The sequence below is a fragment of the [Rhizobium] kunmingense genome, from assembly GCF_977018605.1.
In genome coordinates this window covers 135,176-160,763 of the sequence record NZ_CDRNXG010000002.1, presented here as the reverse complement: position 1 = coordinate 160,763, position 25,588 = coordinate 135,176, and the positions used below count along the sequence as shown (strand labels likewise).

At 61.4% G+C, this 25,588-nt stretch carries 26 protein-coding genes; 23 read left to right on the top strand and 3 right to left on the bottom strand.

Annotated elements, in window-relative coordinates; translation table 11 throughout:
• Positions 1-129: 129 nt before the first annotated feature.
• The 7 genes from AC0JZ4_RS19105 to AC0JZ4_RS19075 all read left to right on the top strand — a co-directional run bounded on the left by AC0JZ4_RS19105 (position 130) and on the right by AC0JZ4_RS19075 (position 7,726).
• Complete coding sequence (locus tag AC0JZ4_RS19105) at positions 130-1,797, top strand: phosphoethanolamine transferase (RefSeq protein ID WP_471888090.1); 1,668 nt, start codon at positions 130-132, stop codon at positions 1,795-1,797.
• On the top strand, positions 1,794-2,246 hold the full coding sequence (locus tag AC0JZ4_RS19100; RefSeq protein ID WP_471888089.1) for a diacylglycerol kinase: 453 nt from the start codon (positions 1,794-1,796) through the stop codon (positions 2,244-2,246). The genes AC0JZ4_RS19105 and AC0JZ4_RS19100 overlap by 4 nt, the downstream gene beginning before the upstream one ends.
• 94 nt (positions 2,247-2,340) lie before the next feature.
• Positions 2,341-3,003 carry a response regulator transcription factor gene (locus AC0JZ4_RS19095; protein WP_471888088.1) on the top strand — a complete coding sequence of 221 codons (663 nt, stop codon included), beginning with the start codon at positions 2,341-2,343 and terminating at the stop codon, positions 3,001-3,003.
• Positions 3,000-4,358, top strand: a complete 1,359-nt coding sequence (locus AC0JZ4_RS19090) for a sensor histidine kinase (protein ID WP_471888087.1) — start codon at positions 3,000-3,002, stop codon at positions 4,356-4,358. The genes AC0JZ4_RS19095 and AC0JZ4_RS19090 overlap by 4 nt, the downstream gene beginning before the upstream one ends.
• Before the next feature lie 281 nt (positions 4,359-4,639).
• The gene (locus tag AC0JZ4_RS19085; protein WP_471889032.1) at positions 4,640-6,058 is read left to right on the top strand and encodes an aminotransferase class V-fold PLP-dependent enzyme; all 1,419 of its coding nucleotides are present in this window, start codon (positions 4,640-4,642) and stop codon (positions 6,056-6,058) included.
• Positions 6,059-6,061: 3 nt separating this feature from the next.
• Positions 6,062-6,934 carry an MBL fold metallo-hydrolase gene (locus tag AC0JZ4_RS19080; RefSeq protein WP_471888086.1) on the top strand — a complete coding sequence of 291 codons (873 nt, stop codon included), beginning with the start codon at positions 6,062-6,064 and terminating at the stop codon, positions 6,932-6,934.
• Positions 6,935-6,940: 6 nt separating this feature from the next.
• Entirely contained in the window at positions 6,941-7,726 is a 786-nt protein-coding gene (locus AC0JZ4_RS19075) for a sulfite exporter TauE/SafE family protein (RefSeq protein WP_471888085.1), read from the top strand.
• A 15-nt stretch (positions 7,727-7,741) separates the two neighbouring features.
• Here the strand turns inward: AC0JZ4_RS19075 and AC0JZ4_RS19070 are convergent, their stop codons facing one another.
• A complete protein-coding gene (locus AC0JZ4_RS19070; protein WP_471888084.1) occupies positions 7,742-8,410 on the bottom strand; it encodes a GntR family transcriptional regulator in 669 nt (222 codons plus the stop codon).
• A gap of 240 nt (positions 8,411-8,650) precedes the next feature.
• Between AC0JZ4_RS19070 and AC0JZ4_RS19065 the strand changes: the two genes are divergently transcribed.
• From AC0JZ4_RS19065 to AC0JZ4_RS19030, 8 genes are read left to right on the top strand one after another with little or no spacing between them, the layout of a single operon-like run.
• The gene (locus AC0JZ4_RS19065; RefSeq protein WP_471888083.1) at positions 8,651-9,130 is read left to right on the top strand and encodes an ureidoglycolate lyase; all 480 of its coding nucleotides are present in this window, start codon (positions 8,651-8,653) and stop codon (positions 9,128-9,130) included.
• Positions 9,130-10,044 (top strand): polysaccharide deacetylase family protein, encoded by a 915-nt coding sequence (locus AC0JZ4_RS19060; RefSeq protein ID WP_471888082.1) that lies wholly within the window; start codon positions 9,130-9,132, stop codon positions 10,042-10,044. The genes AC0JZ4_RS19065 and AC0JZ4_RS19060 overlap by 1 nt, the downstream gene beginning before the upstream one ends.
• A 23-nt stretch (positions 10,045-10,067) precedes the next feature.
• A complete protein-coding gene (locus tag AC0JZ4_RS19055) occupies positions 10,068-10,910 on the top strand; it encodes a substrate-binding periplasmic protein (RefSeq protein ID WP_471888081.1) in 843 nt (280 codons plus the stop codon).
• A 56-nt stretch (positions 10,911-10,966) separates the two neighbouring features.
• Positions 10,967-11,632 carry an amino acid ABC transporter permease gene (locus tag AC0JZ4_RS19050; protein ID WP_471888080.1) on the top strand — a complete coding sequence of 222 codons (666 nt, stop codon included), beginning with the start codon at positions 10,967-10,969 and terminating at the stop codon, positions 11,630-11,632.
• 12 nt (positions 11,633-11,644) lie between these two features.
• On the top strand, positions 11,645-12,319 hold the full coding sequence (locus AC0JZ4_RS19045) for an amino acid ABC transporter permease (protein ID WP_471888079.1): 675 nt from the start codon (positions 11,645-11,647) through the stop codon (positions 12,317-12,319).
• Positions 12,320-12,323: 4 nt separating this feature from the next.
• Positions 12,324-13,319, top strand: coding sequence for an NAD-dependent epimerase/dehydratase family protein (locus AC0JZ4_RS19040; protein WP_471888078.1), 996 nt, complete (start codon positions 12,324-12,326; stop codon positions 13,317-13,319).
• On the top strand, positions 13,316-14,071 hold the full coding sequence (locus AC0JZ4_RS19035; RefSeq protein ID WP_471888077.1) for an amino acid ABC transporter ATP-binding protein: 756 nt from the start codon (positions 13,316-13,318) through the stop codon (positions 14,069-14,071). The genes AC0JZ4_RS19040 and AC0JZ4_RS19035 overlap by 4 nt, the downstream gene beginning before the upstream one ends.
• 4 nt (positions 14,072-14,075) lie before the next feature.
• Positions 14,076-14,852, top strand: a complete 777-nt coding sequence (locus AC0JZ4_RS19030) for an SDR family NAD(P)-dependent oxidoreductase (protein WP_471888076.1) — start codon at positions 14,076-14,078, stop codon at positions 14,850-14,852.
• 4 nt (positions 14,853-14,856) lie between these two features.
• Here the strand turns inward: AC0JZ4_RS19030 and AC0JZ4_RS19025 are convergent, their stop codons facing one another.
• Complete coding sequence (locus tag AC0JZ4_RS19025) at positions 14,857-15,732, bottom strand: LysR family transcriptional regulator (RefSeq protein ID WP_471888075.1); 876 nt, start codon at positions 15,730-15,732, stop codon at positions 14,857-14,859.
• A gap of 91 nt (positions 15,733-15,823) precedes the next feature.
• On the opposite strand from AC0JZ4_RS19025, the gene AC0JZ4_RS19020 reads away from it, so the two are divergent.
• Positions 15,824-16,237 (top strand): VOC family protein, encoded by a 414-nt coding sequence (locus AC0JZ4_RS19020; protein ID WP_471888074.1) that lies wholly within the window; start codon positions 15,824-15,826, stop codon positions 16,235-16,237.
• 31 nt (positions 16,238-16,268) lie between these two features.
• On the opposite strand, the gene AC0JZ4_RS19015 is transcribed toward AC0JZ4_RS19020, so the two are convergent.
• Complete coding sequence (locus AC0JZ4_RS19015) at positions 16,269-17,594, bottom strand: aminotransferase-like domain-containing protein (protein WP_471888073.1); 1,326 nt, start codon at positions 17,592-17,594, stop codon at positions 16,269-16,271.
• Between the two features lie 103 nt (positions 17,595-17,697).
• On the opposite strand from AC0JZ4_RS19015, the gene AC0JZ4_RS19010 reads away from it, so the two are divergent.
• The 7 genes from AC0JZ4_RS19010 (at position 17,698) to AC0JZ4_RS18980 (ending at position 25,243) form a co-directional block, all read left to right on the top strand.
• Positions 17,698-18,666 carry a substrate-binding domain-containing protein gene (locus AC0JZ4_RS19010; RefSeq protein WP_471888072.1) on the top strand — a complete coding sequence of 323 codons (969 nt, stop codon included), beginning with the start codon at positions 17,698-17,700 and terminating at the stop codon, positions 18,664-18,666.
• Positions 18,667-18,716: 50 nt separating this feature from the next.
• Complete coding sequence (locus AC0JZ4_RS19005) at positions 18,717-19,619, top strand: ABC transporter substrate-binding protein (protein ID WP_471888071.1); 903 nt, start codon at positions 18,717-18,719, stop codon at positions 19,617-19,619.
• Positions 19,616-20,542, top strand: a complete 927-nt coding sequence (locus tag AC0JZ4_RS19000; protein WP_471888070.1) for an amino acid ABC transporter permease — start codon at positions 19,616-19,618, stop codon at positions 20,540-20,542. The genes AC0JZ4_RS19005 and AC0JZ4_RS19000 overlap by 4 nt, the downstream gene beginning before the upstream one ends.
• A complete protein-coding gene (locus AC0JZ4_RS18995; RefSeq protein WP_471888069.1) occupies positions 20,539-21,333 on the top strand; it encodes an amino acid ABC transporter ATP-binding protein in 795 nt (264 codons plus the stop codon). Before AC0JZ4_RS19000 ends, AC0JZ4_RS18995 begins: the two co-directional genes overlap by 4 nt.
• A 73-nt stretch (positions 21,334-21,406) precedes the next feature.
• Positions 21,407-22,591, top strand: coding sequence for a M20 aminoacylase family protein (locus tag AC0JZ4_RS18990; protein ID WP_471888068.1), 1,185 nt, complete (start codon positions 21,407-21,409; stop codon positions 22,589-22,591).
• A 601-nt stretch (positions 22,592-23,192) separates the two neighbouring features.
• Positions 23,193-24,050 carry a MurR/RpiR family transcriptional regulator gene (locus AC0JZ4_RS18985; protein ID WP_471888067.1) on the top strand — a complete coding sequence of 286 codons (858 nt, stop codon included), beginning with the start codon at positions 23,193-23,195 and terminating at the stop codon, positions 24,048-24,050.
• An 80-nt stretch (positions 24,051-24,130) separates the two neighbouring features.
• Entirely contained in the window at positions 24,131-25,243 is a 1,113-nt protein-coding gene (locus AC0JZ4_RS18980) for an ABC transporter substrate-binding protein (protein ID WP_471888066.1), read from the top strand.
• The last annotated feature ends 345 nt before the right edge of the window (positions 25,244-25,588 follow it).

Here is a 25,588-nt window from a genome sequence, read left to right as displayed (position 1 = left end):
CTGCAATTGACGGCAGAATGAGGGGCGAAGCTGACAACCACCTGAAGATTGCAATGCCCGACGCTTTCAGGTGCGTGTCAGGATAGGGTGCGATCCCGCCGGCAGATCCAACAGCCGGGGGCATGATCCTTGTCCATAGAAAATAGTACGAACGTCCTGCGCCGACCCGCGCGGCGTTTCGCCAGACCGACGCTCGGCAGCATCACGCTCGCCGTCATCGGCGCGCTTTACCTGATCGCATTTACCAACCACACGTTCTTTTCACGCGCATACGCCTATTTCGACAATCATCTGACGCTGGCTGCCTTTTCGCTCGGCCTGACATGCCTGTTCATGGCGTTCACGATCACGATCTCGGTCAAGTATCTTCTCAAGCCGGTTCTGGCCGTGCTGATCATGAGCGCTGCCGCCGCCTCCTGGTTTCTCGACCGGTTCGGAACGATCGTCGATGTCGACATGATCCGCAACGCGGCACAGACAACGCCGGCGGAGGCGGGTCATCTGGTTACCCCCGCGTTCATCCTGCACATGACCGTCTTCGGTCTCGTCCCGGTGCTTTTGCTGTTCTGGGTCAGGATCGCGCACCGCCCCTTCCCGGCCAAGGTCGGATGGAATCTCGCAGCAATCGTGCCATTGCTTCTCATCGCACTCGCATGCGGCGTCAGCAGTGCCCGCAGCATCGCCTCGGTAACACGGCTGCATCGCGACCTCATGATGACGCTCAATCCGTTCATTCCTGTCGGCAGCGCACTTCTGTTCGCCTTTTCGACGGAGGCCGACAGGAATATCGTGGTGCAGCCGCTCGGCACCGATGCGCATGTCGCAGGTAAGACCGCATCGGGCAAGCCCCGCGTTCTCGTCATCGTCACCGGAGAAACGGCGAGAGCAGAGAATTTTTCGCTTAGCGGTTACGGACGCGAGACCAATCCGGAACTGGCAAAGAGAGACATTACCTACTTCTCCGACACCTCCAGCTGCGGCACGGCCACTGCGATCTCGGTCCCCTGCATGTTCTCCAACCTCACCCGTCGCGGCTATTCCCACCGGGCCGCTTTGGCGAGCGAAAACCTGCTGGACGTGCTCGGGCATGCCGGGATCACGACCGAATGGTGGGATAACAATACGGGAAGCAAGGCCGTCGCCGATCGCACCCGCTATCACTCCTACTCGAATGTAAACGATCCCCGCTACTGCATAGACCGCGAATGCCTGGACGACGTAATGGTCGCAGATCTTGACGACTGGCTGTCCAACGTCAAGGGCGACAGCGTTCTGGTCCTGCATCAGCTCGGCAGCCACGGCCCGACCTACTACCTGCGCTATCCGCAAGCCTTCGCACGCTTCACGCCCGAATGCCGGACCGGAGAACTTGGCAGCTGCAGCCATGAAGAAGTGGTCAATGCCTATGACAACACCATCCTCTACACCGACCACATTCTCGCATCGGTCATCGACAAGCTGAAGGCCCGTGAAAACAGTATCGCACCGGCCATGATCTACATGTCCGACCACGGAGAATCGCTCGGCGAACACGGGCTCTATCTGCACGGCGCCCCTTATTTCGTCGCCCCTTCGCAACAGACCCATGTCCCCTTCGTCTTGTGGCAGGGAACCGAGATGAAGGCCTCGGTCGATGCCGGGTGCCTGTCTGCGCGGGCAAGCGAAGCGGCCTCGCATGACAATCTCTTCCACACCACGCTCGCCCTGATGGCGGTCGAGACATCTGTCTACAAGCCGGCGCTGGATGTGCTGGCCGCGTGCCGCACAGATACTGCGAAGCGTGGAGCAAGCTCATGACCTTCCCCGATCATGCCGCGATCGGAAAGGTCACGAGACCGGTTACCCCGATTGCTGATGGACCGCCCCCCGCCCCCTCCATCAGCAAGGTGACCGGCGGCCGGCACCTGCTGGCGGCGCTCGGCTATTCGCTGGGCGGCGCCGGCAGGTTGCTGCGCGAAACCGCATTCCGCCATGAACTCATCGCCGCCGCCGCCATTTTCGCTGCGTTCGCGGTCGTCGGTGCGAGCCTTTCCGACTACGTCATCATGGCGATGATGATCCTCGGTCTGGCGGCAGCGGAGGCGCTCAACACCGCGATCGAGGAAATCATCGACCACATCTCGCCGGAATGGTCGAGCACCGGGCGGCATGCCAAGGATCTCGGTTCCTTCGCCGTCCTTTGCATGCTCGCCGTCAACGCATTGATGGCCGGCCTGGTCATCCTGCCGAGGCTGGCGACGCCGTGATCGCACCACCGCGTTTATCTCCTCTCGAATTCCACCGCCGTTCTCTGCTAGAGATCGACAGCACAATGATACTCCGCGGGATGGAGCAGACATATTGAGGGTTCTTCTGATCGAGGACGACATCACGCTCGGCGGGGCCGTGCGTGATCATGTGGCAAATAGCGATCATGCCGTCGACTGGATGAAGACGATCGACACCGCCGCAAGCGCGCTATCGACCACCAGCTATGCGCTCGTCCTGCTGGATCTGCGCCTTCCGGACGGCAGCGGCATCACGTTGTTGCGGCAGATCCGTGCCAGGGGCATTACAACGCCGGTCATCATCCTCACGGCTCATGACCAGATTTCAGACCGCATCGAAGGCCTGAACAGCGGCGCCGACGATTATCTGGTCAAACCCTTCAACCTCGGTGAACTGACCGCCCGCATGCTGGCGGTCACCCGCAGATACAGCGGCCGTCCGGTCTCGACACTGCGCATCGGCGATCTGGAAATCGATGCATCCGACCGGCGCGTCACCGCAGCCGGTGAGGCAATCGCGCTTTCCGGCCGCGAATGGGCGGTTCTGGATGCACTTGCCGCGAGGCCCGGCGCCGTCGTCTCCAAGGCGCAGATAGAGGAAGCACTCTATGCCTTCGGCTCGGAGATCGAAAGCAACACGGTCGAAGTCTATGTCAGCCGGCTGCGCAAGAAGCTCGGCCGCGACCATATCGCCACCCTGCGCGGCATCGGCTACCGGCTTGGACAGGAACAATGAAGGCGCTTTTCACGCAATCGCAGCCATCCATGACCCGGCGGCTCATCCTGTCGCTCACCCTCGTCATCACCTTTCTCTGGTTCCTGGCGGTCGGGCTGGGCCTTGTGGTGATGGAGGAAGAGCTTGCCGAAACTTTCGACGGCACCCTGCAAGACACCGCGGAACGCCTGGTTCCGCTCGTCGTAGACGATCTTGAACACCGCGGCGCACCCGGTGCCTCGCCGCAACAGTTGCAGACGGCCAGTTCCAGCGGCGATCGCGAGTACCTGATCTATCAGGTCAGGAACCGTTCGGGCGATATCCTCATCCGTTCGCACGATGCGCCGGAAGAGCCTTTCCAAACCCCGTTGAAAGCGGGGTTCTGGAAGGACGCCACCTATCAGTTCTACACCGCCACCAATGCCGACGGCAGCATATTGGTGCAGGTCGCAGACGCTTTCGAGAACCGGGAAGAGGCGTTGCAGGAGGGGGCTATGGCGCTGTTCCTGCCGATCCTCCTCCTCGTGCCCGTCAGCGGCATGGCGATATGGTTCGTCGTGCGCAGAGCAATGAAGCCCGTCGACGAATTGCGCCGCGACATCGAGACGAAGGACGGCGGCAATATGGAGCCAATCGATGCTGCCGGCTTGCCGCGCGAGCTGCAGCCGATCGCGATCTCGGTCAACCTTCTCATGCAACGGCTGCGCACGGCGCTCGATGCCGAACGCGAGTTCACCTCCAACAGCGCCCACGAGTTGCGCACCCCGATTGCCGGCGCGCTGGCGCAGACCCAGATGCTGATCAGCGAGCTGGAAAAAGCCGCCCACCGCCAGCGCGCCGGCCAGATCGAGACCTCTCTGCGGCGCCTCGGCCACCTCGCCGAAAAGCTGCTGCAGCTTTCCCGCGCCGAGGCAGGTATCGGCATGACCGATCGACAGACAGACCTCGGCCACGTCATAGACATGGTGGTGACGGACTTCCGGCGCGCCAGCGACAATCCGGAGCGCCTGCGGGTGCACAAGGCCGCCGGTGCAACACTGGCCGGCCCCTATAGCGAAGATGCCTTCGCAATCGTCCTGCGTAATCTGATTGAGAACGCCCTGGTGCATGGCCGGTCGACGGAACCGGTCGAGCTGTTCGTCGAGACCGAAGGCCTGGTACGCATCGTCAACGGATCAGCGGTGATCAGTGACGCCGAACTCGTGTCGATCCGCAAGCGCTTCGGCCGCGGGCGCACGGAAGCCGCCGGCTCGGGGCTTGGTCTGTCGATCGTGGACCGTCTCGTGAAGGAGATGAACGCGGAACTCACACTCCTCTCGCCGGCGAGCGGTCGGGCGGATGGCTTCGAGGCGACAATCCGCTTTCAGCAATCTTAGAGCTGGCAGATTATTTCTGCATATCATGAAGGACCTTCAATCCTCATTAATTCGATCAAAAATACAAAATTTGCATCAAAAGAATATCAAAATCACCACTGAAGAAGGAATTTCGTTCGAAAAAATGTGAATTTTATCCGGCAAGCCAGATTAAAATCCGCGTCACATTTCAGACTCGGAGGAAGACTGTGCCAAGCGCCGCCACAAACCTGCTGCGAAGCGCGACAAATCCCGTATCCGGTGCCTCCGCCACTCCGCTTGCAAGGTTTCACGCCGGCCTGATGCAGCAGGCCGATCCGGTCGCCTATCTGGGCGACGATCTGGTTGGTGCGACGGCAAGGATCGAAGGACCTTATGGCGCCCGCGATCTGGTTTATGCGGATTACGTGGCCTCCGGCAGGGCGCTGCATACGGTCGAGCGTTTCGTGCTCGAGGACGTGCTTCCCTATTACGCCAACAGCCACACGGAAGCCTCCTATTGCGGTGGCTTCATGACCCGGCTGCGGCGCGAAGCCCGCTCGATGATTGCCGCCTTTTGCGGTGCCGACGAGCGCCATGCCGTCATCTTTACCGGCTCCGGCGCGACCGCCGGCATCAACCGGCTCGTCAAGCTCTTCGGCGTCAGCGACGCGGTCGCTGCGAACAGGGCCGTGCGGGTCATCATCGGCCCCTATGAGCATCATTCGAACATTCTTCCCTGGCGCGAAAGCGGCGCGGACATCATCGAGATTGCGGAAGCATCAACCGGCGGGCCGGATCTGGCCGAGCTTGATGAAGCGCTCGCGCGCGGCGCGCCGGCTCTGACGATCTGCAGTTTTTCGGCTGCCTCCAACATTACCGGGATCGTGGCCGACGTGGCCGGGATCACCGCGCGAGTGAAGGCTGCGGGCGCAAAAATGATCTGGGACTATGCCGGCGCTGGTCCCTACGTGCCGATCGCCATGTCGCCGGAGCCTGAAGCCGAGATCGACGCAATCGTCACCTCTCCGCACAAGTTTCTCGGCGGTCCCGGCGCCTCGGGCATCCTCATCCTGCGCCATGATGCGCTGGCGACGAAAAAGCCATCGTGGCCGGGTGGCGGCACGGTCCGGTTCGTCTCTCCGACGAGCCATGATTACAGCGACAGTATCGAGGCGCGCGAGGAGGCCGGAACGCCGAATGTCGTTGGCGATATCCGCGCAGCACTTGCCTTCATCGTCAAGGATGCGATCGGCGCGAATAGGATGAGCGACCGCAACGCGGCACTCACGCAAAGCGCCTTCGCCGCGTGGAAGACCGTGCCCAATCTCGAAATCCTCGGACTTGCCGAGCCTCACCGCTTGCCGATCTTCTCTTTCCGCGTGAAGGACGGGCATGGCGGCCATGTCCATCAACAGCTGGTGACGCGCATGCTGAGCGACCGCTTCGGCATCCAGGCGCGCGGTGGCTGCGCCTGCGCAGGGCCTTATGTCCACCGATTGCTGGACATTGATGAGGAACAGTCAGAAAATATGCGGCAGGCCATTCTGGCCGGAGACGAGATAAGGAAGCCGGGCTTCACGCGCCTCAATTTCAGCGTTCTGCTCGGCGACGCCAAAGTCAAATTCATACTCGATTGCGTCGCTCAACTGGCGGGCGACGCAAGCCTTTTTGCGAAAGATTACGATTTCAACCCGGCGCGGGCGATCTTTTTCCCCCGGGCCGTCACGGAGAATACTTAAACCATGCAATGCCCCGATGTTTCGGCCTTCTACGACGCCCGTACCGGTTCCATCCAGTATGTCGTGGCCGATCCCGCGAGCAGGAAATGCGCCATCATCGATCCGGTACTGGACTATGACGAGAAGTCCGGATCGGTGGCGACGACTAATGCGGATGCCATACTCGCGCATGTTTCGGCCAACGGCCTTTCCGTCGAATGGATCCTCGATACCCATCCGCATGCCGACCACTTTTCCGCCGCCCGGTATCTCAAGGCACGCACCGGCGCACCTACCGCGATCGGTGAACACGTCCGCGGCGTTCAGACGATCTGGAAGCAAATCTACAACTTGCCGGATCTCACCTGTGACGGCTCCCAGTGGGATCGCCTGTTTGCTGATGGCGACACATTCAGGATCGGCGAACTCAATGCCCGCGTGATGCATTCGCCGGGCCACACACTGGCGTCGATCACCTATGTCGTCGGCAATGCCGCCTTCATTCACGATACGCTGTTCATGCCCGACAGCGGCTCGGCCCGCGCCGATTTCCCTGGCGGCAGCGCGCTGAACCTCTGGAACTCCATCCAGGCAATACTCGCCCTGCCGGACGACACCCGCCTCTTCACCGGCCACGACTATCGGCCGGGCGGGCGCGAGGCGCGATGGGAGGCAACCGTTGCCGAACAGAAGGCCAGCAACCCCCATGTCTTCGGCAAATCGGAAGAGGAATATGTGGCGCTGCGCGAGACACGCGACCGCACTCTGCCCATGCCGAAACTCATCCTTCATGCATTGCAGGTCAACATCCGCGGCGGGCGTCTGCCCGAAGCAGAGGATAATGGCCGCCGCTATATCAGAATCCCGATCGATGCCCTGCCCGGCTCGGTCTGGTAGCCCCTCGTGAGCGGGCTGATCCCGCAGGCCCTGCTCGCGATCGGCTCCGGCTCGCTGATCGGCTTCGTTCTGGGGCTGATCGGTGGCGGCGGATCCATCCTGGCAACGCCGCTTCTGCTGTATGTCGTCGGCGTCAAAGATGTGCATACGGCAATCGGCACGGGCGCCCTGGCGGTTTCCGTCAACGCCTATCTCAACCTGATCAGTCATGCGGCCCGCGGCCATGTGTGGTGGCGCTGCGCCCTCATCTTCGCTATTGCGGGATCGCTCGGCGCCTATATCGGCTCCAGTCTCGGCAAGACGGTTGACGGCCAAAGCCTTCTCTTCACCTTCGGTCTGCTGATGATGTTCGTCGCCCTGGTGATGCAGCCGGTGAGCACCCAATCAGAGACAACGCCGCAATCCCTGACGACCGGCGACTATCGCAAGACGACCATTGCGGCGCTGGTCACAGGGCTATGCTCCGGCTTCTTCGGTATCGGCGGCGGTTTCCTGATCGTTCCGGCGCTCTTCTTCGCCACCCGCATGCCGCTCATCAATGCGGTAGGCTCGTCGTTGCTGGCCGTCGGCACCTTCGGCATGACCACGGCGATCAATTACGCCCTGTCCGGCCTCATCGACTGGCATGTGGCCGGGTATTTCATCGCCGGCGGGCTTGGCGGCGGCATTCTAGGGACGCTTCTCGCCACCCGCATGGCAAAAAGCCGCACGGCGCTTTCCCGGCTCTTCCGCCTCGTCATCCTGACGGTCGGCATGTTCATTCTGTGGCACAGCTGGCGGCAGGTGGCCTGATCATCCGACAAGCGGTCAGGCGAAATACCAGCGAACGAAACGGTCCTTGACCCCGTCCACATGTGCTTCCATTGCGGATCGTGCGCGGGCCGCATCGCCTGCCGCAATCGCCTCCAGCACGGCGATATGTTCCATGGCCTGATGCTCGAAATTCTTCTCCATGCGCACCACATGGCACATGCGCGCCCGCTGGCGGATGTTCTGGACATATTGCTTCAGGATCGGCCGGCCGCTGGCTTCCGCGACGAATTCATGGAATTCGTCATCGTATTTCCAGAACGGCTCCAGGTCCATTTCCGGATTGGCCGCGACGTCCCGGCTCTTCTGCAATATGGCCTCGACGCTTTCGGGCACATGCCGCTGTGCAGCCTGCGCGGCCGCCTCGCCTTCCAGCATCCGGCGGATGATCAGGATATCCATCAGTTCTTCGATCGCCACCTGCTTGATGACGATCGTGCCGTTGGAAAGACGCTCGACCAGACCTTCGCCGACAAGCCGGTTGATCGCGGCCCGCATCGGCGTTCTTGACGCGCTCAACTGGTCGGCCAGGGCGCGCTCGGTGAACACCTCGCCCGGCTGAAGCTCCTGCGCCAGGATGAGGCTGCGGACATACTGGTAGGCCTGTTCCGTCAGGCTGACGGATCTCTTGCCTGCCGTCCTGGCGATTTCTGCGGCCTCAGCCATGTGCTGTCTCCCAATTGATCGCGTGTGCCGTAAAGCACGCCACAACTACACTCGTTAATGCAGGCGAATGCCGAACACCAGTCGCAGGACCGACGTCAGACGCTTTCGCAATATTTTATGCTGCGGCGCAACGAAACTCTTTACATAAGATTTTTTCACGATAAAAATCCCGTCAGTATCCATCTGGGATACCACAGGTATTCAAACTTAGTAAAGCGCATCCTCAGACGGAGTTCCCTCGTGAATTTGCATGCCCGCCCATTGTCCGCGGAAGCCTTCTCGGAATTCGGTGAAGTGATCGCCCATCAGGGCAGCGAACGCCGTCACTACTTTCCGCTTGAGGGCGCAGACGGCCTTGGTCAGGCATTCTGGGTGACGAAGGTTGCCGAAGCGATCGCGTTTCCCTTCACCGTATCGCAGATGGAGCGCCACCCGCATTCGGATCAGGCATTCTTTCCGCTTTCCGGCCAGCGCATGCTGATCGTCGTCTGCCCAACTCTGGAAGATGGCGGGCCGGACCTGTCGGATGTGCGCGCCTTCGTCTCGGAGCCGGGACAGGGCATCCTCTACCGCCGCAACGTCTGGCATACGGGCATGTCCGTGCTCGATCTCCCGTCGGAATTCGTGGTGACCATGGCGATGGAGCGGTCGGCGGCCGATACCGACATTTTCCTGCCGCTGGACAAGCCCTTCAACGTCGATTTCAAGGAACTCGTCTGATGCAGGCCAAGCACCCAAACCGCAATTTCGAAGGCTATGGCCAGACCCCGCCGGATCCGAAATGGCCGGGCGGCGCAAAGCTGGCGCTGAATTTCGTCATCAATGTCGAGGAGGGCTCAGAGCCTTCCATCGAGGATGGCGATCCGGCAACGGAATCGGCACTGACGGAAGGTGCCTCCGGCAACTTCCCCGGCCGCGACCTGGCAGCCGAATCGATGTTCGAATATGGCAGCCGCGTCGGTTACTGGCGCATTGCCCGCCTGTTCGAAGAGCGCCGGATGCCGGCGACGATCATGGCCTGCGGCCTTGCGCTTGAACGCAACCCGAAGATCGCCGCCCATGTACGCGACAGCAAGCTGTTCGACATCTGCGCCCACGGCTGGCGCTGGGAACACCACCGCGCGCTGACTCGCGACGAGGAACGCGAGCGCATCGCCCGCACCGTCGCATCGATCCAGCAGACAACGGGCCGCGCGCCGGACGGCTGGTACTGCCGCTACGGGCCGAGCATGAACACCCGCGAACTGCTCAGCGAGAACGGCAGCTTCCTCTATGACAGCGACGCCTATAACGACGAACTGCCCTATTGGCTCGACGTCAACGGCAAGCCTCAGTTGGTCGTGCCCTACAGCCTGACCAACAACGACGCGAAATTCATGCGCGGCGCGATCGATAGCGGCGAAGCCTTCTTCCGCATGCTGCGGGAAAGCTTCGACACGCTCATTGAGGAAGGCGCCACCGCGCCGAAGATGATGTCCGTCGGCCTGCACCTGCGCATCGCCGGGCATCCGGGCCGCGCCTCGGGCCTCAAACGCTTTCTCGATCACGTTGCCGGTCACGGCGAAGACGTGTGGGTCAACACCCGCTCGGATATCGCCCGTCACTGGCACGCAAACCACCCAGCTCAAGCATAGTTCGACAAAAGGGGAACTGAAAAATGAAGAAAATGCTTCTCTCCACCATCGCCGGCGTCATGGCGCTGACCATGGCATCCGCAGCCACCGCGCAGGACGCAGCACCGCTCGTCGTCGGCTCCGACTTCGGCGTCGCCCCGTGGATGGTCCGTGGCGCCAACGGTCCGGAAGGTTTTGGCGTCGACCTGATCAATGCCATCGGCGAAAAGATCGGCCGCCCGAAGGTCGAGATCACCGACGTCAACTTCTCCGGCCTCTTTGCCGCCCTCTTCGCCAGCCGTATCGACATCACCGTCAACCCGCTCAACATCACCCAGGACCGTTCCGGCAAGATGCTCTTTGCCGAGCCGATCTTTGCCACCGGCAACGGCTTCATCGTCGCCAAGGGCAACACGATTGCCGGCTTCGAGGACCTGAAGGGCAAGGCGATCGCCGTCAACCGCGGCACGCTGTCCGACACCTGGGCAACCGCAAACGCCGAAAAATACGGTTTTGAAGTTCAGCGCTATGACACTTTCCCGGATTCCGTTCAGGCCGTCCTGACGCGCCGCGCCTTCACGGCGCTCAACGAAATCCCGACCACGGTTTATGCCGCCAGCCGCAACCCGGCGATCGAAGTCGCCTTCAAGGATTTCGACGGCCGCATGTTCGGCTACGCCTTCCGCAACGAGGACGTCGCCCTGCGCAACCAGGTGGAAGACGCGATCGAATGCCTGAAGCAGGAAGGCGTTCTCGTGGCCCTTTATGAGAAGTGGTACAACGAGAAGCCGGCTGCCGATAGCCCGCTCAGCACCATCTATCCGGGTTACGGCGCTCCGGGCTTCACCGGCCACGATGCCACCCCGCATGAACTTGCCTGCAAATAAATCCTGAACGCGGAGGCCGCCGATCTTCAACCGGCGGCCTCTTCCGGGAGCGCGCGATGCAGAAAATTATCGACAACTATTTCAACTGGGAAATCCTCAAGGAGGCTTTTCCCGAAGTGCTGGCAGGCTTCTGGGTGACCGTCCAGGCGTCGCTCGCCGTCATTGCCATCGGCCTTTTGACGGGGCTTGTGCTCGCCGTCCTCCGCTGTCTGCGCAATCGCGTCATCGATGGGGTGATCACAACCTATATCGAGGTCTTCCGCACGCTGCCGCAGCTCGTGGTTCTCATCTTCGTCTATTTCGGCCTGCCCTATCTCGGCATTGCGCTATCGCCATTCTTCGCGACGGTGTTCGGCCTTTCCGCTGTGCTGTCCGCCTTTGCTGCGGAAATCTTCTGGGCGTCGATCGTCGCCGTTCCGAAGGGCCAGTGGGAGGCGGCAACGGCGCTTGCCTTCAAACCCTGGCGCACGCTCGCCTACATCGTCCTGCCACAGGCCGTGCGGCTGGCCCTGCCGCTCGTCACCAACCGCTCGATTGCCATCACCAAGGGTACGGCTCTCGGCGTCGCGGTCTCGATGCAGGAAACGCTCGGCAGCGCCCAGAGCATCATGTCGATCAAGGCGAACCCTTCGCCGCTGACGCTTGCCGCCTTCTTCTATCTTCTGTTCTTCATTCCGCTGGTGGCCTTCAGCCGCTATGTGGAACGTCGATTCTCGCATTGAGGGGAAACGGACATGGATCTTCTTCTCATCAATTTCGCCAATATCGACTCGCTCAAGCTCATCTATCCGCTGCTTCTGCAGGGCCTGCAGGTGACGCTGCTGCTGGCGATTGTCGCCCTGCCGTTGTCGCTTCTCTCCGGCCTCACGGTCGCCGTCACCTACAGCTTCGCCGGCACTCGGGTTCGCAGGCTGATGGTCGTCTTCATCGACCTTTTGCGCGCCTTTCCGGTCCTCGTCCTGCTGGTGCTGATCTATTACAGCCTGCCCTTCTTCGGCCTGACGCTAGGCAGCTTCACCGCCGTGGTCGTCGCGCTCGTCATCAACAACACCGGCTATTTCAGCGAGATTTTTCGCGCCGGCCTGGAGTCTATCCCGAAGGGCCAGCATGAGGCGGCCGCAGCACTCGGCTTTCACAAGTTCCGCGGCATGATCTACATCATCCTGCCGCAGGCGATCCGCAAGGTCGTCGCGCCGCTCGCCAGCAATTCGCTCGAACTGGTCAAGACGACATCGATCGCCTCGCTCGTTGCCCTGCCCGAGCTGCTGCGCTCTGCCCGCGTCGCCCAGGAACAGACCTACAACCCGACACCGCTCACGGCCGCCGCCGTTATCTTCTTCATCATGCTTTGGCCCTTCTCCCACTGGGTATCCCGCCTCGAGCGCAAAGCCATCATCGGAAAGGCATGATCGCGTGCGCATTCTGATCACCGGCGGCACCGGCTTTGTTGGCCTGGCAACGGCAGAAGCCCTACTGAAGGCAGGCCATGAAGTAACGCTGTTCGCAACGGCGGGCCTGCCGGATGCCTTCGCCCATGCCGACGAGCTTGCCGGCGCGGCCATCATCCTCGGCGACATCTGCAGCGAGACCGATATCGGCGCTGCGATCGCGAAAGTAAAACCGCAGGCCGTGCTGCATCTCGCCGCCATGACACCGGATCTGGAAGCAGAACGCGAAATGGCGGCGCGGATCATCGCCGTTAATGTCGGCGGCACCGCGACCCTTTTGAAGATGCTGCGCCACGCACCGGATCTCACCCGCGTCGTCGCTGCCAGCAGCGTCGCAGTCTATGGCCATGTCGGTGTCGAGGATGGCCCGATCGCCGAAGGACGCTTCGTGCCGAACCCGGCAAGTCTCTACGGCATCACCAAGGTCGCGGCGGAGAACACTGCCCTGCGCCTCGCATCACTTTATGGTTTCGACCTCAGGATCGCGCGCATCGGGCCGCTGTTCGGCCCTTGGGAATATCACACCGGCGTGCGGCCGCTCTTGAGCCCGCACGCGCAGGTCCTGTCGCAATGGCGCAAAGGATCGGCAGCAACGCTGGCGCGTCCGCTCTGTGGCGACTGGCTCTACAGCCGCGACGCCGCAGCCGGCCTTGTCAATCTGCTGACGGCCGACACCCTGCAGCACAGCACTTACAATGTCGGCGCCGGAGCGCGTGAAACAATCCTCGATTGGGCGAACGCCTTTTCTCCCGTCGTCGGCGGGAATGGCGCAACACTCGCAGCCGGGGTTGAAGCGGCCAACGTCACCGTGACGATGGCGCAGGACCGCGCCCCGCTCTCCATCGAGCGGCTCTCCTCCGACACCGGCTATCGTTCCCGTTACATCGGCGAGACCGCCGCCACCGACCATGCCGAATGGCTTACCCGTTTTGCCCCGCTTCCGAAGAGGATAAGCGCATGAATACCGTCAACCTCGGCCGCACCGTGATCGAGATGCGCGCCGTCACCAAATCCTATTCGAACTTCAAGGCCCTCGATGGCATCGATCTCGATGTGGCGCGCGGCGAACGCATCGTCATCTGCGGTCCGTCCGGCTCCGGCAAGTCGACACTCATCCGCTGCATCAACGGGCTCGAGACCTTCGACACCGGCGCGATCACTGTCGACGGCATTTCGATCGGCGGCAGCACCCGCAATCTCGACAAGGTGCGCCAGGAAGTCGGCATGGTCTTCCAGCACTTCAATCTCTTCCCGCATCTGACCGTGCTGCAGAACCTGATGATCGCGCCGATGAAGAACCGCGGCAAGACACGTGCCGAGGCGGAAACGCTTGCCCGTCACTACCTCGAGCGCGTTCGGATCGCCGAACATGCGCACAAGATGCCGTCGCAGATCTCCGGCGGCCAGCAGCAGCGCGTGGCAATCGCCCGCGCACTCTGCATGGAACCGCAGATCATGCTGTTCGACGAGCCGACTTCGGCGCTCGACCCGGAAATGATCAAGGAAGTGCTCGACGTCATGGTCGAGCTGGCCCGCGAAGGCATGACCATGGTCTGCGTCACCCACGAAATGGGTTTCGCACGCTCGGTCGCAAGCCAGGTCATCTTCATGGATCGCGGTACGATCGTCGAGCGCAACACGCCGGAAGAGTTCTTCTCAAACCCGCAGCACGAGCGGACCAGGACCTTCCTGCAGCAGGTCATCAGGCACTAGGATCATGACAATGAGATTGGCTGGCAAGACCGCGATCATCACCGGCGCATCCTCCGGCATCGGCCGCGCGATATCCCTTCTTTTCGCCCAGGAAGGCGCGACAGTGATTGCCGCCGACGTGACGACCGATGTCGTAGAAGGCGGGACACCGGTTCTCGAAGAGCTTCGGAAGGTCACCGACAAGGCGACCTTCATCCAGGCCGACATTTCCAAGGGCGCCGATGTTGAGGCCATGTTCGACGATGTCGCCAAGCGCTTTGGCCGCGTCGATATTCTCGTCAACAATGCCGTCGTGCGCGGCGGCTCCTCGCTTGTCGACACCGATGAGGCCGAGTGGGAGCGCGTCACCGATGTGAACCTGAAGGGCGCCTATCTCTGCCTTCGCGCCGCCGTGCGCCAGATGCTGCGCCAGGAGATCGTCGACGAGGCGCGTGGCCGCATCGTCAACATCACCTCGCAGCACGGCATGATCGCTGCACCGGGCGATTTCGCCTACGGCGTCAGCAAGGCCGGCATGGTCTACATGACCAAGCAGGTCGCCTCCGACTACGGCCATGAAAGCATCATCTGCAATGCCGTGGCGCCCGGAAAGATCCTCACCGGCAAGGGTGGCCGTGCAGTCGACCCGGACATGCTCGAATATTCGGCAAGCCGCACGCCGCTTCCGCGCCTCGGCAAGCCGATCGACGTTGCCCGCGCCGTGCTGTATCTGGCGAGCGACGAGGCGACCTACCTGACCGGCCACAATCTCATGGTCGATGGCGGTTGGATGGCGCGCTGATCCATCACACGGGCTGGTCGACCGTCTCGACCAGCGTCCTGCGAAACAGGTCGAGCGCTTTCGGTCGCCTCGGCAGCGACGACTGAAGCAGGACGATTTCACGGTCGTAGCGTCCATCGTCATCCACCTCGGCAACGAAAAGCCCCTGTGGCCGAAAGCCGGCCCATGCCGGCACAAGCGAATTGCCGACACCGTTCGCCACAAGAATGGCGATCGCCTCCAGCCCGTCCAGATCGCAGAAGACGTCGGGCTGCAGCCCGCGCTCCTCGATGAAGCGGGCCGCCATGCGGCCGCCCCAGGAGCCTGGGTCATAACGGAGGTAGGGTGCGCCCTTCAGGATCGCCTCCGGACCGGCACCGCCGATCGGCTGTGGCGACAGCAACACCAGCCGTTCGCGGCGCACCACCTTCATGCTCAGTGACTTTGGAAGGGCAAAGGGCGGCTTCACCAATATCGCCGCATCGAGTTCGCCAGCCAGAACGGCCTCGTAGAGCATGTCCGACGCGCCGGGGCTGACCTTCAGCCGGACATTCGGCGCCGAACCGGCAAACTGCTTCAGCACGGCGGGCATCATGCCCGTCAATGCCGTCGATATCGCGCCGACGGATAGCTCGCCGCTCAGGTCACCGCTCGCCAGATCATCGGCAAGCGCCTTCGCCTCGACGATCAGATGACGCATACGCGGCATCAGGGCCAGACAGGCCTCGGTCGGCTTGGCCGAATGGGCGTTGCGGGCCAGAAGCGCGCTGCCGAATTGCCTTTCAAGCGCCTGAATGCGCTGGCTGATCGCAGCCGGCGTCAGGTTCTGGCGTCGTGCAGCAGCAGCGATGGAGCCCGTGTCGATGACCGCGAGCAGGCTTTCGAGGAAACGGATATCCAATAGATTTCCTTACGCTTTGAGATGCAATAAGATAGTAAATACATCATGTGAAATACGCTAGTGCTTGGCCTTCACCCTGAAAGGACACCCGATGCGTTCGCTTTTCCACCTCGCCTACCACGTCAAGGATCTCGATGATTGTCGCCGCTTCTACGGCGATGTACTGGGCTGCACCGAAGGCCGCAGCACCGACACATGGGTCGATTTCGATTTCTACGGCCACCAGATTTCGCTTCACCTCGGCAAGCCGTTCGAGACCACGCGCACCGGCAAGGTCGGCGATCACATGGTCATGATGCCCCATCTCGGCGTCATCCTGCCGCTCGACGACTGGTTTGCGCTGGCAGACCGCCTGAACAATGCCGGCATCGCCTTCGACATTCCGCCGGTCGTCCGCTTCGAGGGCGAACCGGGCGAGCAGCGCACGATGTTCTTCTTCGATCCGAGCGGCAACCCGATCGAGGTCAAGGGCTTCAAGGATTTCGACGGCGTATTCAGCAAGTAAAAACCCGCCTGAATTGGATGCCGCGACCGCGTCACATCACGTGAGCAAGCGCGATCGCGTCTGCCACGTCCTCACCGCGATCGCCCATAAGGGCGGTCGCAACACGGATGTGGTTGCTCTGTCCGACGGAAAACTTGCTGCCCGAATTCACCGCGATGTTTCGCGCCGCAAGTGTCACCATGGCAAATGGCTCGGAGACGACCGGCACCCACAGGCACAGCCCCTCTCCTTCGGGGATAACAAGTCCTCGTGCACGCAAGGCGGCTGCAAGTGTGTCGCGGCGTTGCCTGTAGATGGCGCGGGCAGCAGTGACGCAATCCCATGTTTCGGGCTGCCGCAGCAACCACGCACCGGCCGCCTGCAGCACGCGGCTGGTCCATGCGGCGCTGAAACTTCGGTAGGACTGGATCTGCTCGACGATCGGTTTGGTGCTCGACAGAACGCTAAGCCGCAGATCCGGGCCGAGCGTCTTGGAAAACGACAGCACATGGATGACGCGATCGGGAAAATGCGAGCCGAGGGAATACCGCTTCGCCGCAGAAATATCTGCGATCCCGTCATCTTCTATGATCAGCGTATCGCTGTTTCGCAGGACATCGGCCAGTTCGGAGAGACGCTCGACGCTGACCGTCTGGCCGGTAACCGAGTGCAATCGCGGCTGGAACAGAAAGACGACCGGCTTGAACCGCATTGCGTCCTTCAGCGACGACGGCAGCGGGCCATGCCGGTCGCATTTGACCGGTATGATATGGGCGCCCTGATGCTCGAGAATATCGAGCAGTCGCATCGCGGTCGGCTCCTCGATCGCCACCGGTGCACCCCTACTCACCAGAGCATGGATCGCCGTGTAGACCGCATTGTAACCGCCATTCATCGCAAGAAAGGCCTCGGCTTCGTAAGGCCATGTCCTGCGAACTTCCGCCTCCAGTTCCGGCAGTATCCGGCTGCGCTCGTAGCTGTTCAAATTCTCCGCAGAGGCCCCATGGGCAAGCGCCTTTTCGAGCGGTGGCAGCAGTGTCGGGTCGGGAACGGCCATGGTCAGATCCAGCACGCCGGCGCCGTAATAGCCGGAACTTGCCAGGCGCTCCGGTTTCGCGATGAAACGATCTCCGCTTACCCAGGTACCGTTTCGCCCGCGGCCAGTGATGATTTTCTGCTTTCGAAGCTCGCTCCAGGCCTCCGAAATCGTCGCAGGGCTGACACCGAGCGAGAAGGCGAGGTCGCGGATCGGAGGCAGTTTCGCCCCCACCGGCAGCGCGCCGGCGCGGATCAAGGCACTGGTTTCCAAGGCGATTCCGCGAATTGTACGGTCGCTTAATTTTTCGGCAAACCAGGTCGAATTATAGGCGTCGCTCATTTTGTCACCAGATTTAATGTTCAATAACGTAATAACATTTGATCATTTCGAATTGAACATTTTAATCTCGGCCCATCAGCATTTTCTGACATGAGTAGCTCAAATGACACTGCGCCTTAAAATTGCACTGCGTGACTGGGACTACATGACGCCTCTGGTTCTCGGTGACGTCACCTCCGACAAGCTCGATCTTCAGGTCGACCGGATCGGCACGCTGGTCTCGCATCTGGGCAAGGATCCCGATCACGACGCGGCGGAAATCTCCTTCAGCCGCTACACCCAGCTTCGCCACGACGGCGACGAGAGTGTCGTCGGCATCCCGAATTTCATCATGCGCGGCTTCCGTCATCGCTGCATCATGACGATGGCCGACAGCGACATCACCACGCTCGGCCAGCTCAAGGGCAAGCGCATCGGCGTCACCGGCTGGCGCGATAGTGGCAACACCTGGACCCGCGCCGCCATCCGCCGCGAAGGTGTCGAAGTCAAGGACGCGATGTGGTACGCTGGCCGCCTGACAGAGGCGCACCCGATCACCGACCGTCTGGACGGATTTGGCCAGCCCGGCCTGATCGAGGCCTGCCCTGGCGAAAAGCCGATGGTGGATCTTTTGCGCGATGGCGGACTGGATGCGATCTTCACGCCGTTCATGCCGAACGGCTATTTCGAGCCGGGCTCGCCGTTCCGCCAGGTGCTGGCTGATTTCCGGGGCGAAGAACGCCGCTACTTTGACGAGGTCGGTTACGTTCCCGGCATGCACCTGATCGGCATCAAGGCCGAGATCGTTGCCGAAAACCCGTGGGTGATCGCCGAGGTAAGCCGACTGGTGGATGAATCGCAGAAGATGTGGACCGAAAAGCGCCGCAAATATGCCGAGACAACCCCTTGGATGTTCGAAGAAGTGCTGAAAACCTCGCGCGAACTGCCCAAGGGCTGGGATGCAAGCGGCTTTGCCGCCAACCGTCGGATGATCGACGACTTTGCCGGCGAACTGCATGCGCAGGGCATCATGAAGCGCCACATGAAACCGGAAGAACTGTTCGCATACGATACCGACGGCAGCCGGATCTGAAACTTGTATCTCTCAAGAAACGTAGCCTTGTAAAACAAAGGGGAATGAACATGTCGCATAAGAAACTCATCGCTCTCGCTCTGGCCGGCGCCGCTCTCGCAGGCGCCGCGCTCCCAGGCATGGCGACAGCGCAGGACGCCTCCATCAAGCTCGAGGTAAACAAGGAACTGCACGACCGCCTGCCGGAAGAGATCAAGGCGGCCGGCCAGATGATCTCCGTCAACAACGGCTCGTTCCCTCCCTATGAAATCGTCACCGGCACGGAAATGACCGGCGCCAGCGCCGACCTCACCGACGCGCTCGGCCAGCTGCTCGGTGTCAAGATCGAGCATGCGACCGTCGGCGGTCTCCCGGCGCTGCTCGCCGGCGTCAACTCGGGCCGTTACCAGTTCGCCTTCGGCCCGGTGGGCGACTACAAGGACCGTGAAGCCGCCAACGACTTCGTCGACTGGGTTCAGGAATTCGTCGTCTTCGCAACGCTGAAGGGCAATCCGAAGGGCATCACCTCGCTCGACACCTCCTGCGGTCAGCGCATCTCGGTCATGGCCGGCGGCTCCGCCGAACGCGTGATCAAGGTCCAGTCGGACAAGTGTGTTGCCGAAGGCAAGGCCGCCGTCGAAGTCCAGTCCTACACCGACCAGCCTGCCTCGATCCTGGCTGTCCGCTCCAGGCGCGCCGATGCCTTCTTCTCGTCGCAGGCGCCGCTGACCTATTTCGTCCAGCAGGCGAACGGCCAGCTGGAACTGACCGGCGTCGGCCAGAGCAACGGCTTCAGCGACATCTTCCAGGGCGCCGTCGTGCCGAAGGGCTCGCCGCTCGGCCCGCTCTTCGTCGACGCCTTCAAGGTGATGATGGCGGACGGCACCTATGCCAAGATCATGGCCAAGTGGGGCCTTGAGAACAACATGATCAAGGAACCCGGCATCAACCTCGGCGGACAGCTTCCCAAATGAGCACCAACACCGTGACCAGCGCAGCGCCCTCGGGCGCTGCAGACTTCCGCGATGTGGCAACGGCCCACACGCCCTTCCGTACCGGCCGTCTGCTTCTCTGGCTCGTCATCGCCATCGTCGTGGTCGATTTCGGCTGGATCGTCGCCAACAACGAGAACTTCGGCTGGCCGGTCGTCGCCCAGTATTTCTTTGACCCGACCGTCATCCAGGGCCTGTATGTCAGCCTTGGTCTGACCGTCATAGCGATGATCATCGGCGTCGCCGTCGGCCTCGTCATCGCCATCATGCGCATGTCGCAGGACAGGCTGGCGAGCGGCTTTGCCTCGCTGTTCATCTGGTTCTTCCGCGGCACGCCGCTGCTGGTCCAGCTGATTTTCTGGTACAACATGTCGACGCTGTTCCCGAACCTGTCGATCGCCATTCCCTTCGGCCCGACACTGGCCAGCTGGGATACCAATTCGGTGATCACGCCGATGACCGCGGCGATCGTCGGCCTGGCACTCAACGAAGCTGCCTATATGGCGGAGATCATTCGTGGCGGCCTTCTGTCCGTCGATCGCGGCCAGGCGGAAACCGCGGAAGCTTTCGGCATGACCAAAGCACGCGCGTTGTGGCGGATCATCATTCCGCAGGCGATGCGCTCCATCGTGCCGCCGACAGGAAACCAGTTGATCAGCATGATAAAGGCGACCTCGCTCGTCAGCGTCATCGCCATGGCCGATCTGCTCTATTCGGTGCAGTCGATCTATAACCGCACGTTCGAGATCATCCCGATGTTGCTGGTCGCCGTCCTCTGGTACCTGCTGATCACCTCGATCCTCAATGTCGGCCAGAACTATATCGAAGCCTATTACGGCCGCAGCGAACGCCGCAATGCCGGCGCCGCCAAGCCCGCGGCTGTAACCGAGGAGGCAAGCCATTGACCGCCCTTTCCCAAGAAACCGGCATTGATGCAAAACCTCTCGTTCAGGCCCGCAACGTCCACAAGGCCTTCGACCAGCTCGAAGTGCTGAAGGGCATAGACCTCGACGTCATGCCGGGGGAAGTCGTAGTCATCCTTGGCCCCTCGGGCTCCGGAAAATCGACTTTCCTGCGCTGTATCAACCACCTCGAAGCCATCCAGCAGGGCTTCATCGAGGTGGACGGCGAGCAGATCGGCTATCGGGTCAAGAACGACCGTCTCGAAAAGCTCTCCGCCAACGGCATCGCCAAGCAGCGCCGAAAGATCGGCATGGTGTTCCAGCAATTCAACCTCTACCCGCACATGACGGTGCTGCAGAACATCGTCGAGGCACCGGTCGGCGTGCATGGCCACAGCCGCAAGGATGCGATCGAGAACGCCAAACAGCTCCTGAAGCGTGTCGGTCTGTCGGAAAAGGCGGAAAACTATCCGCGCCAGCTTTCCGGCGGCCAGCAGCAGCGCGTGGCGATCGCCCGAGCACTGGCGATCAAGCCAAAGCTCATGCTTTTCGACGAGCCGACCTCGGCGCTCGATCCGGAACTTGTCGGTGAAGTGCTGGCAACGATGAAGGATCTGGCGAAACAGGGCCTGACCATGATCGTCGTCACCCACGAGATCGGTTTTGCCAAGGAAGCCGCCGATCGCGTGGTGTTCATGGATGGCGGCGTGATCGTCGAACAGGGCAAGCCGGAAGATGTGATCGGCAATCCGCAGCATCCGCGCACGCAGGCCTTTCTGTCGCGCTTCCTTTAAACCCCCTCCCCGCCTAGCCCCGGCCGAAAGGCCGGGGTCTTTTTTTTCGAATTCCGCACAGTCTGGACAAGCCATGACCACCCAAGACAACCTGTACGCCCGCGTTGCCGATTTCGACGCAATGGAAGCCGAACTGAAGGCAACCCGCCACCACCTGCACGCCCATCCCGAACTTTCCTTCGAAGAGGCGGAAACGGCCCGCTATGTCGCCGAAAAGCTGGAAGCCTGGGGTTACGATGTCACCCGCAATGTCGGCGGCCACGGCGTTGTCGCCACCCTGAAAAACGGCACCGGCACCAGGAGCATCGGCATCCGCGCCGACATGGATGCCCTGCCGATCCTGGAAGAGACCGGTGCGGCCTATGCCAGCACGGTTGCGGGCAAGATGCATGCCTGCGGCCATGACGGCCACACGACGATGCTTCTCGGCGCCGCCGAATATCTGGCCCGCACCAAGCGCTTCAACGGTACCATAACGTTGATCTTCCAGCCCGCCGAAGAGGCCGGCAAGGAAAGCGGCGCGCAGAAGATGATTGCCGACGGCCTGTTCGAGCGGTTCCCGATCGACGCCATCTTCGGTCTGCACAACCATCCCGGAATGCCGGCGGGCGCGCTTCTGACCCGTCCCGGCGCCATCATGGCGGGTGGCAACACGGTCAAGATCACCATCAACGGCAAAGGCGGCCATGCCTCCCGTCCGCATCTGACCATCGACCCGGTTCTGATCGCCTGCAATCTGGTGACGACACTGCAATCGATCGTGTCGCGTAATATCGACCCGACCCAGACGGCCGTCGTGACCGTCAGCACCATTCATGCCGGTGAAGCGTCGAACGTCATTCCGAACACGGCGAAGATCTCGATGAGCGTCCGCTATTTCGATCCCGCCGTCGCTGACCTGCTGGAAGAGCGTATCCGCAAGCTGACGGCAAGCGTTGCCGAAGGCCATGGCGCTACCGCCGACATCGAATACGAGTACGGCTATCCGGTCGTGATCAATTCGGAAGCCGAGACCGCCTTTGCCCGTGAAGTGGCGCAGGAACTGGTCGGTACGGACAATGTCTCGACCTGCCCGCCGCTGCCGGGCAGCGAAGACTTTGCCTATTTCCTCCATCACCGCCCCGGCAGTTTCCTGCGGCTCGGCAACGGCAAGGACTCCGCCATCCTGCATTCGTCGAAATACGATTTCAACGACGGCAGCCTGACCACCGGTTCTGCCATGTGGGCACGCCTGGCCGAGCGTTATCTCGACGCATAATCCGTACAGGACAGAACAACAGCGAGGCAGGCCGGCACCGTCGGCCTGCCTTTTCATAGTCCGGCGGCCAGCGGCGGAATATGAAAAGTGCTGTCTTGTGGCAACGCCACGAATAGGCGGGCCGCATGCCACAGACATCAGCAACCGGTCGACAGTGGCATTCGGCGGAAAATGGAACAAAGGGGGAAAAACGAAAAAGCCTGCCGCGGGAGGAGGTGCGGCAGGCTTTTCGAAAAGAACCGAACAGCGACTGGGAGGAGGAGTGTCGCCGTTCCTTCAGACGTCCCTGGGAGGAGGAGTGGGCCGTCTGAAACACGAAGCTCTGCGGGAGGAGGTGCATCGCTTCGTTGGGATTGTTTATACAGCATCCCTCAAAGCCGGTTAGTAGGTTCATCGCAGCCCAGCCATGCGCATTATGCATATCTCTGTTTTCGGCTGCACAATAAGCCGCCATCGCCGGCGTAGACTGAGGATTGGCGGAAGATGACCATGCGGCAAGGCGGCCGCGCCGTATACGTTGTCAGATAACCTGTCATATGTCCGATTGCATTTGACGTGTTAGAACGGTAGCCGAGGGACGAACGAAATCACCGGTGATGCCATGTCCAAGAACGATGTCGAAATGCCGCTTGTCGAGCGAGTGCAATCTGTCGCGGAAAACCTGACATCGACCGAGCAGAAGCTGATCTCCGAGCTTCTGAAGGCGCCGCGCGAAGTGGCGATTGGAACCTCCGGAGAATTCGCGGCCCGGATCGGCGTGCACGAAGCCACAACATCCCGCCTGGCACGCAAGCTCGGTTTTTCCTCCTATGCGGAATTTCGTGATGATTTGCGGCGTGAGTTCCTCAAGGGCGCGGATCCAGCCGAACGCATCTCGGCAACGCTCAGCAACGCCCGCGATCACGGCTTCCTGCCTTTGCTCGTGGCAAGCGAAATCACCGCGCTTTCGGCGATCGGCGATCACATAACCGACAAGCGCATCTCCGAAGCGGCTGAAAAACTCGATCGACGCCGGGTTTTCATTTACGGGCATGGCAATGCCGAGATCCTGTCGATCCTGATGGAGCGCCGCTTGCGGCGGCTCGGCATCGACAGTCATCCGCTCTCAGGCAGCTCCCGTGATCTGGCCGAGAAGATGCTGGCGCTATCGCCGGACGACACGCTTCTTATGTTCGCCTTTCGCCGGCAACCGCCGGACTACGCACGACTGATGCAGGTGGCGGCCGAGGTGAATGCGCCGACCGTTGTCATCTCGGGCACGATGGGGCCATCGCTCACCCCCGCGCCGGACGTGCTTCTGTCTGCGCCCCGCGCCGGCATGCCCGACAGTTTTCAGACGCTCACCGTACCGATGGCCATCTGCAACGCCATCATCCTTGCCTTGGCCGACCGACGCGGCCCGGACGCGCTCGCCAAGCTTGACCGGCTGGGCGACCTGATTGCAAAATTCGAAAGATAACTGCAAGACAACTTGCACGTCACAAAACTGTAGCAAGACAAGTCTACATGAGGTATAGTTTCACCCAAGAGGAGACGCCCATGTACAAAATTCTTGCCCCGCTTTGCGCACTTGCGCTGGCGACGACAGCTCATGCCCAAGACCTGGACACCAAGTCCACTGCCGACCTGCTGCCGCAAGCCCAGCAGGAGGGCAAGGTGACGGTCTATGCGTTCACCAGCCGTATCGGCCGCGTCGAGAAAGCTTTCGAGGCCGCCTACCCAGGCATCGACATGGTCACATTCGACATGTCGTCGACCGAGCAGATCGCCCGCATCAAGAGCGAGGCCCAGGCCAACCTTCCGGGTGCCGACGTCATCTACATTTCGGACGCCCCGGTCGTACTGACCGAACTCTTCGCCAACAAGCTGGTGTCCCCCTATATTCCGCCGCGCGTGGCAGGTGACCTTGCAGACAGCTTCAAGTCACCGCTTCTGGCCCAGCGCCTCTCCACCAAGGTCCTGATGTATAACGAGGAGGCCCATCCGAACGGCTCCCCGGTCAAGAACCTCTGGGACCTGACCAAGCCGGAGTGGAAAGGCCGCGTGATCATGGTCGACCCGCTGCAGCGCGGCGATTACCTCGACCTGATGACCGAGATCGTCCTTCAGTCGGACCAGATGGCGCAAGCTTACGAAGCCGCCTTCGGCAAGAAGATCGAACTCACCAACGGCAACGACAACGCAGGCCAGCAGTTCATCACCGACCTCTTTGCCAACGATCTCGTCCTGGTCGGCTCGACCGACGACGTCAACAAGGCGATCGGCGCAAAGGGCCAGCAAAATCCGCCGATCGGCTTTACCAGCTATTCGGATCGCCGCGACAACGAGGATGAGGGCTGGGCGCTGCAGGTGGCAAACGACGTTGCGCCGGCCAACGGCATCGTCTTTCCGGCACTCCTGGCTCTGAACCCGAAACCGGCAAACCCTGCGGCGGCCCGCCTGGCCGTAGATTTCATGATGGGCGATGAAAGCGAAACCGGCGGCGAAGGCTTCAAGCCCTTCTACGTGGCCGGCGACTGGGCAACCCGCTCCGACATCAAGCCGCACAAGGATGCCATCCCGCTTGCCGACTTCAAGGGCTGGCAGATGGCGCCGGATGAAACGGCAAAGATCCGCGCCGAAGTAGCGGATTTCATTCTTGCCCTGCAGTAGGGTTTCTGGCGGCGGATGTCGGGTCGCTCCACATCCGCCTGCCGACACTTTCTCCCTGCCGCACGGGGAGAAGAACACATGCCGCAAAGTCCAGTCTCGCCACGAGTATTCATAGGTAGAAACGGGACCCGTTGCTCGTGCCCGTTCGGTGCACCGAGCGCGGTGGAAACGGGCTAAGGATTGGCGCCATACGCCGCCATACATTTTCGGAGTACCACATGACCACCCTGCTCGGGCCGATCGGTTCAGCACTCAGTAAACGCGGTCTGACTCTCGTCATGGCACTGGTCCTCACCGTGCTGGTGGCGGCGCCGCTCGCGACCATCCTTATCTAGACATTCTATC

Coding starts and splice junctions, on each gene's coding strand:
- AC0JZ4_RS19100 (WP_471888089.1), top strand. CDS start 1,794: ATGACCTTCCCCGATCATGCCGCGATCGGAAAGGTCACGAGACCGGTT.
- AC0JZ4_RS19090 (WP_471888087.1), top strand. CDS start 3,000: ATGAAGGCGCTTTTCACGCAATCGCAGCCATCCATGACCCGGCGGCTC.
- AC0JZ4_RS19085 (WP_471889032.1), top strand. CDS start 4,640: ATGCAGCAGGCCGATCCGGTCGCCTATCTGGGCGACGATCTGGTTGGT.
- AC0JZ4_RS19080 (WP_471888086.1), top strand. CDS start 6,062: ATGCAATGCCCCGATGTTTCGGCCTTCTACGACGCCCGTACCGGTTCC.
- AC0JZ4_RS19070 (WP_471888084.1), bottom strand. CDS start 8,410: ATGGCTGAGGCCGCAGAAATCGCCAGGACGGCAGGCAAGAGATCCGTC.
- AC0JZ4_RS19060 (WP_471888082.1), top strand. CDS start 9,130: ATGCAGGCCAAGCACCCAAACCGCAATTTCGAAGGCTATGGCCAGACC.
- AC0JZ4_RS19055 (WP_471888081.1), top strand. CDS start 10,068: ATGAAGAAAATGCTTCTCTCCACCATCGCCGGCGTCATGGCGCTGACC.
- AC0JZ4_RS19050 (WP_471888080.1), top strand. CDS start 10,967: ATGCAGAAAATTATCGACAACTATTTCAACTGGGAAATCCTCAAGGAG.
- AC0JZ4_RS19045 (WP_471888079.1), top strand. CDS start 11,645: ATGGATCTTCTTCTCATCAATTTCGCCAATATCGACTCGCTCAAGCTC.
- AC0JZ4_RS19035 (WP_471888077.1), top strand. CDS start 13,316: ATGAATACCGTCAACCTCGGCCGCACCGTGATCGAGATGCGCGCCGTC.
- AC0JZ4_RS19030 (WP_471888076.1), top strand. CDS start 14,076: ATGACAATGAGATTGGCTGGCAAGACCGCGATCATCACCGGCGCATCC.
- AC0JZ4_RS19020 (WP_471888074.1), top strand. CDS start 15,824: ATGCGTTCGCTTTTCCACCTCGCCTACCACGTCAAGGATCTCGATGAT.
- AC0JZ4_RS19015 (WP_471888073.1), bottom strand. CDS start 17,594: ATGAGCGACGCCTATAATTCGACCTGGTTTGCCGAAAAATTAAGCGAC.
- AC0JZ4_RS19010 (WP_471888072.1), top strand. CDS start 17,698: ATGACACTGCGCCTTAAAATTGCACTGCGTGACTGGGACTACATGACG.
- AC0JZ4_RS19005 (WP_471888071.1), top strand. CDS start 18,717: ATGTCGCATAAGAAACTCATCGCTCTCGCTCTGGCCGGCGCCGCTCTC.
- AC0JZ4_RS19000 (WP_471888070.1), top strand. CDS start 19,616: ATGAGCACCAACACCGTGACCAGCGCAGCGCCCTCGGGCGCTGCAGAC.
- AC0JZ4_RS18990 (WP_471888068.1), top strand. CDS start 21,407: ATGACCACCCAAGACAACCTGTACGCCCGCGTTGCCGATTTCGACGCA.
- AC0JZ4_RS18985 (WP_471888067.1), top strand. CDS start 23,193: ATGTCCAAGAACGATGTCGAAATGCCGCTTGTCGAGCGAGTGCAATCT.
- AC0JZ4_RS18980 (WP_471888066.1), top strand. CDS start 24,131: ATGTACAAAATTCTTGCCCCGCTTTGCGCACTTGCGCTGGCGACGACA.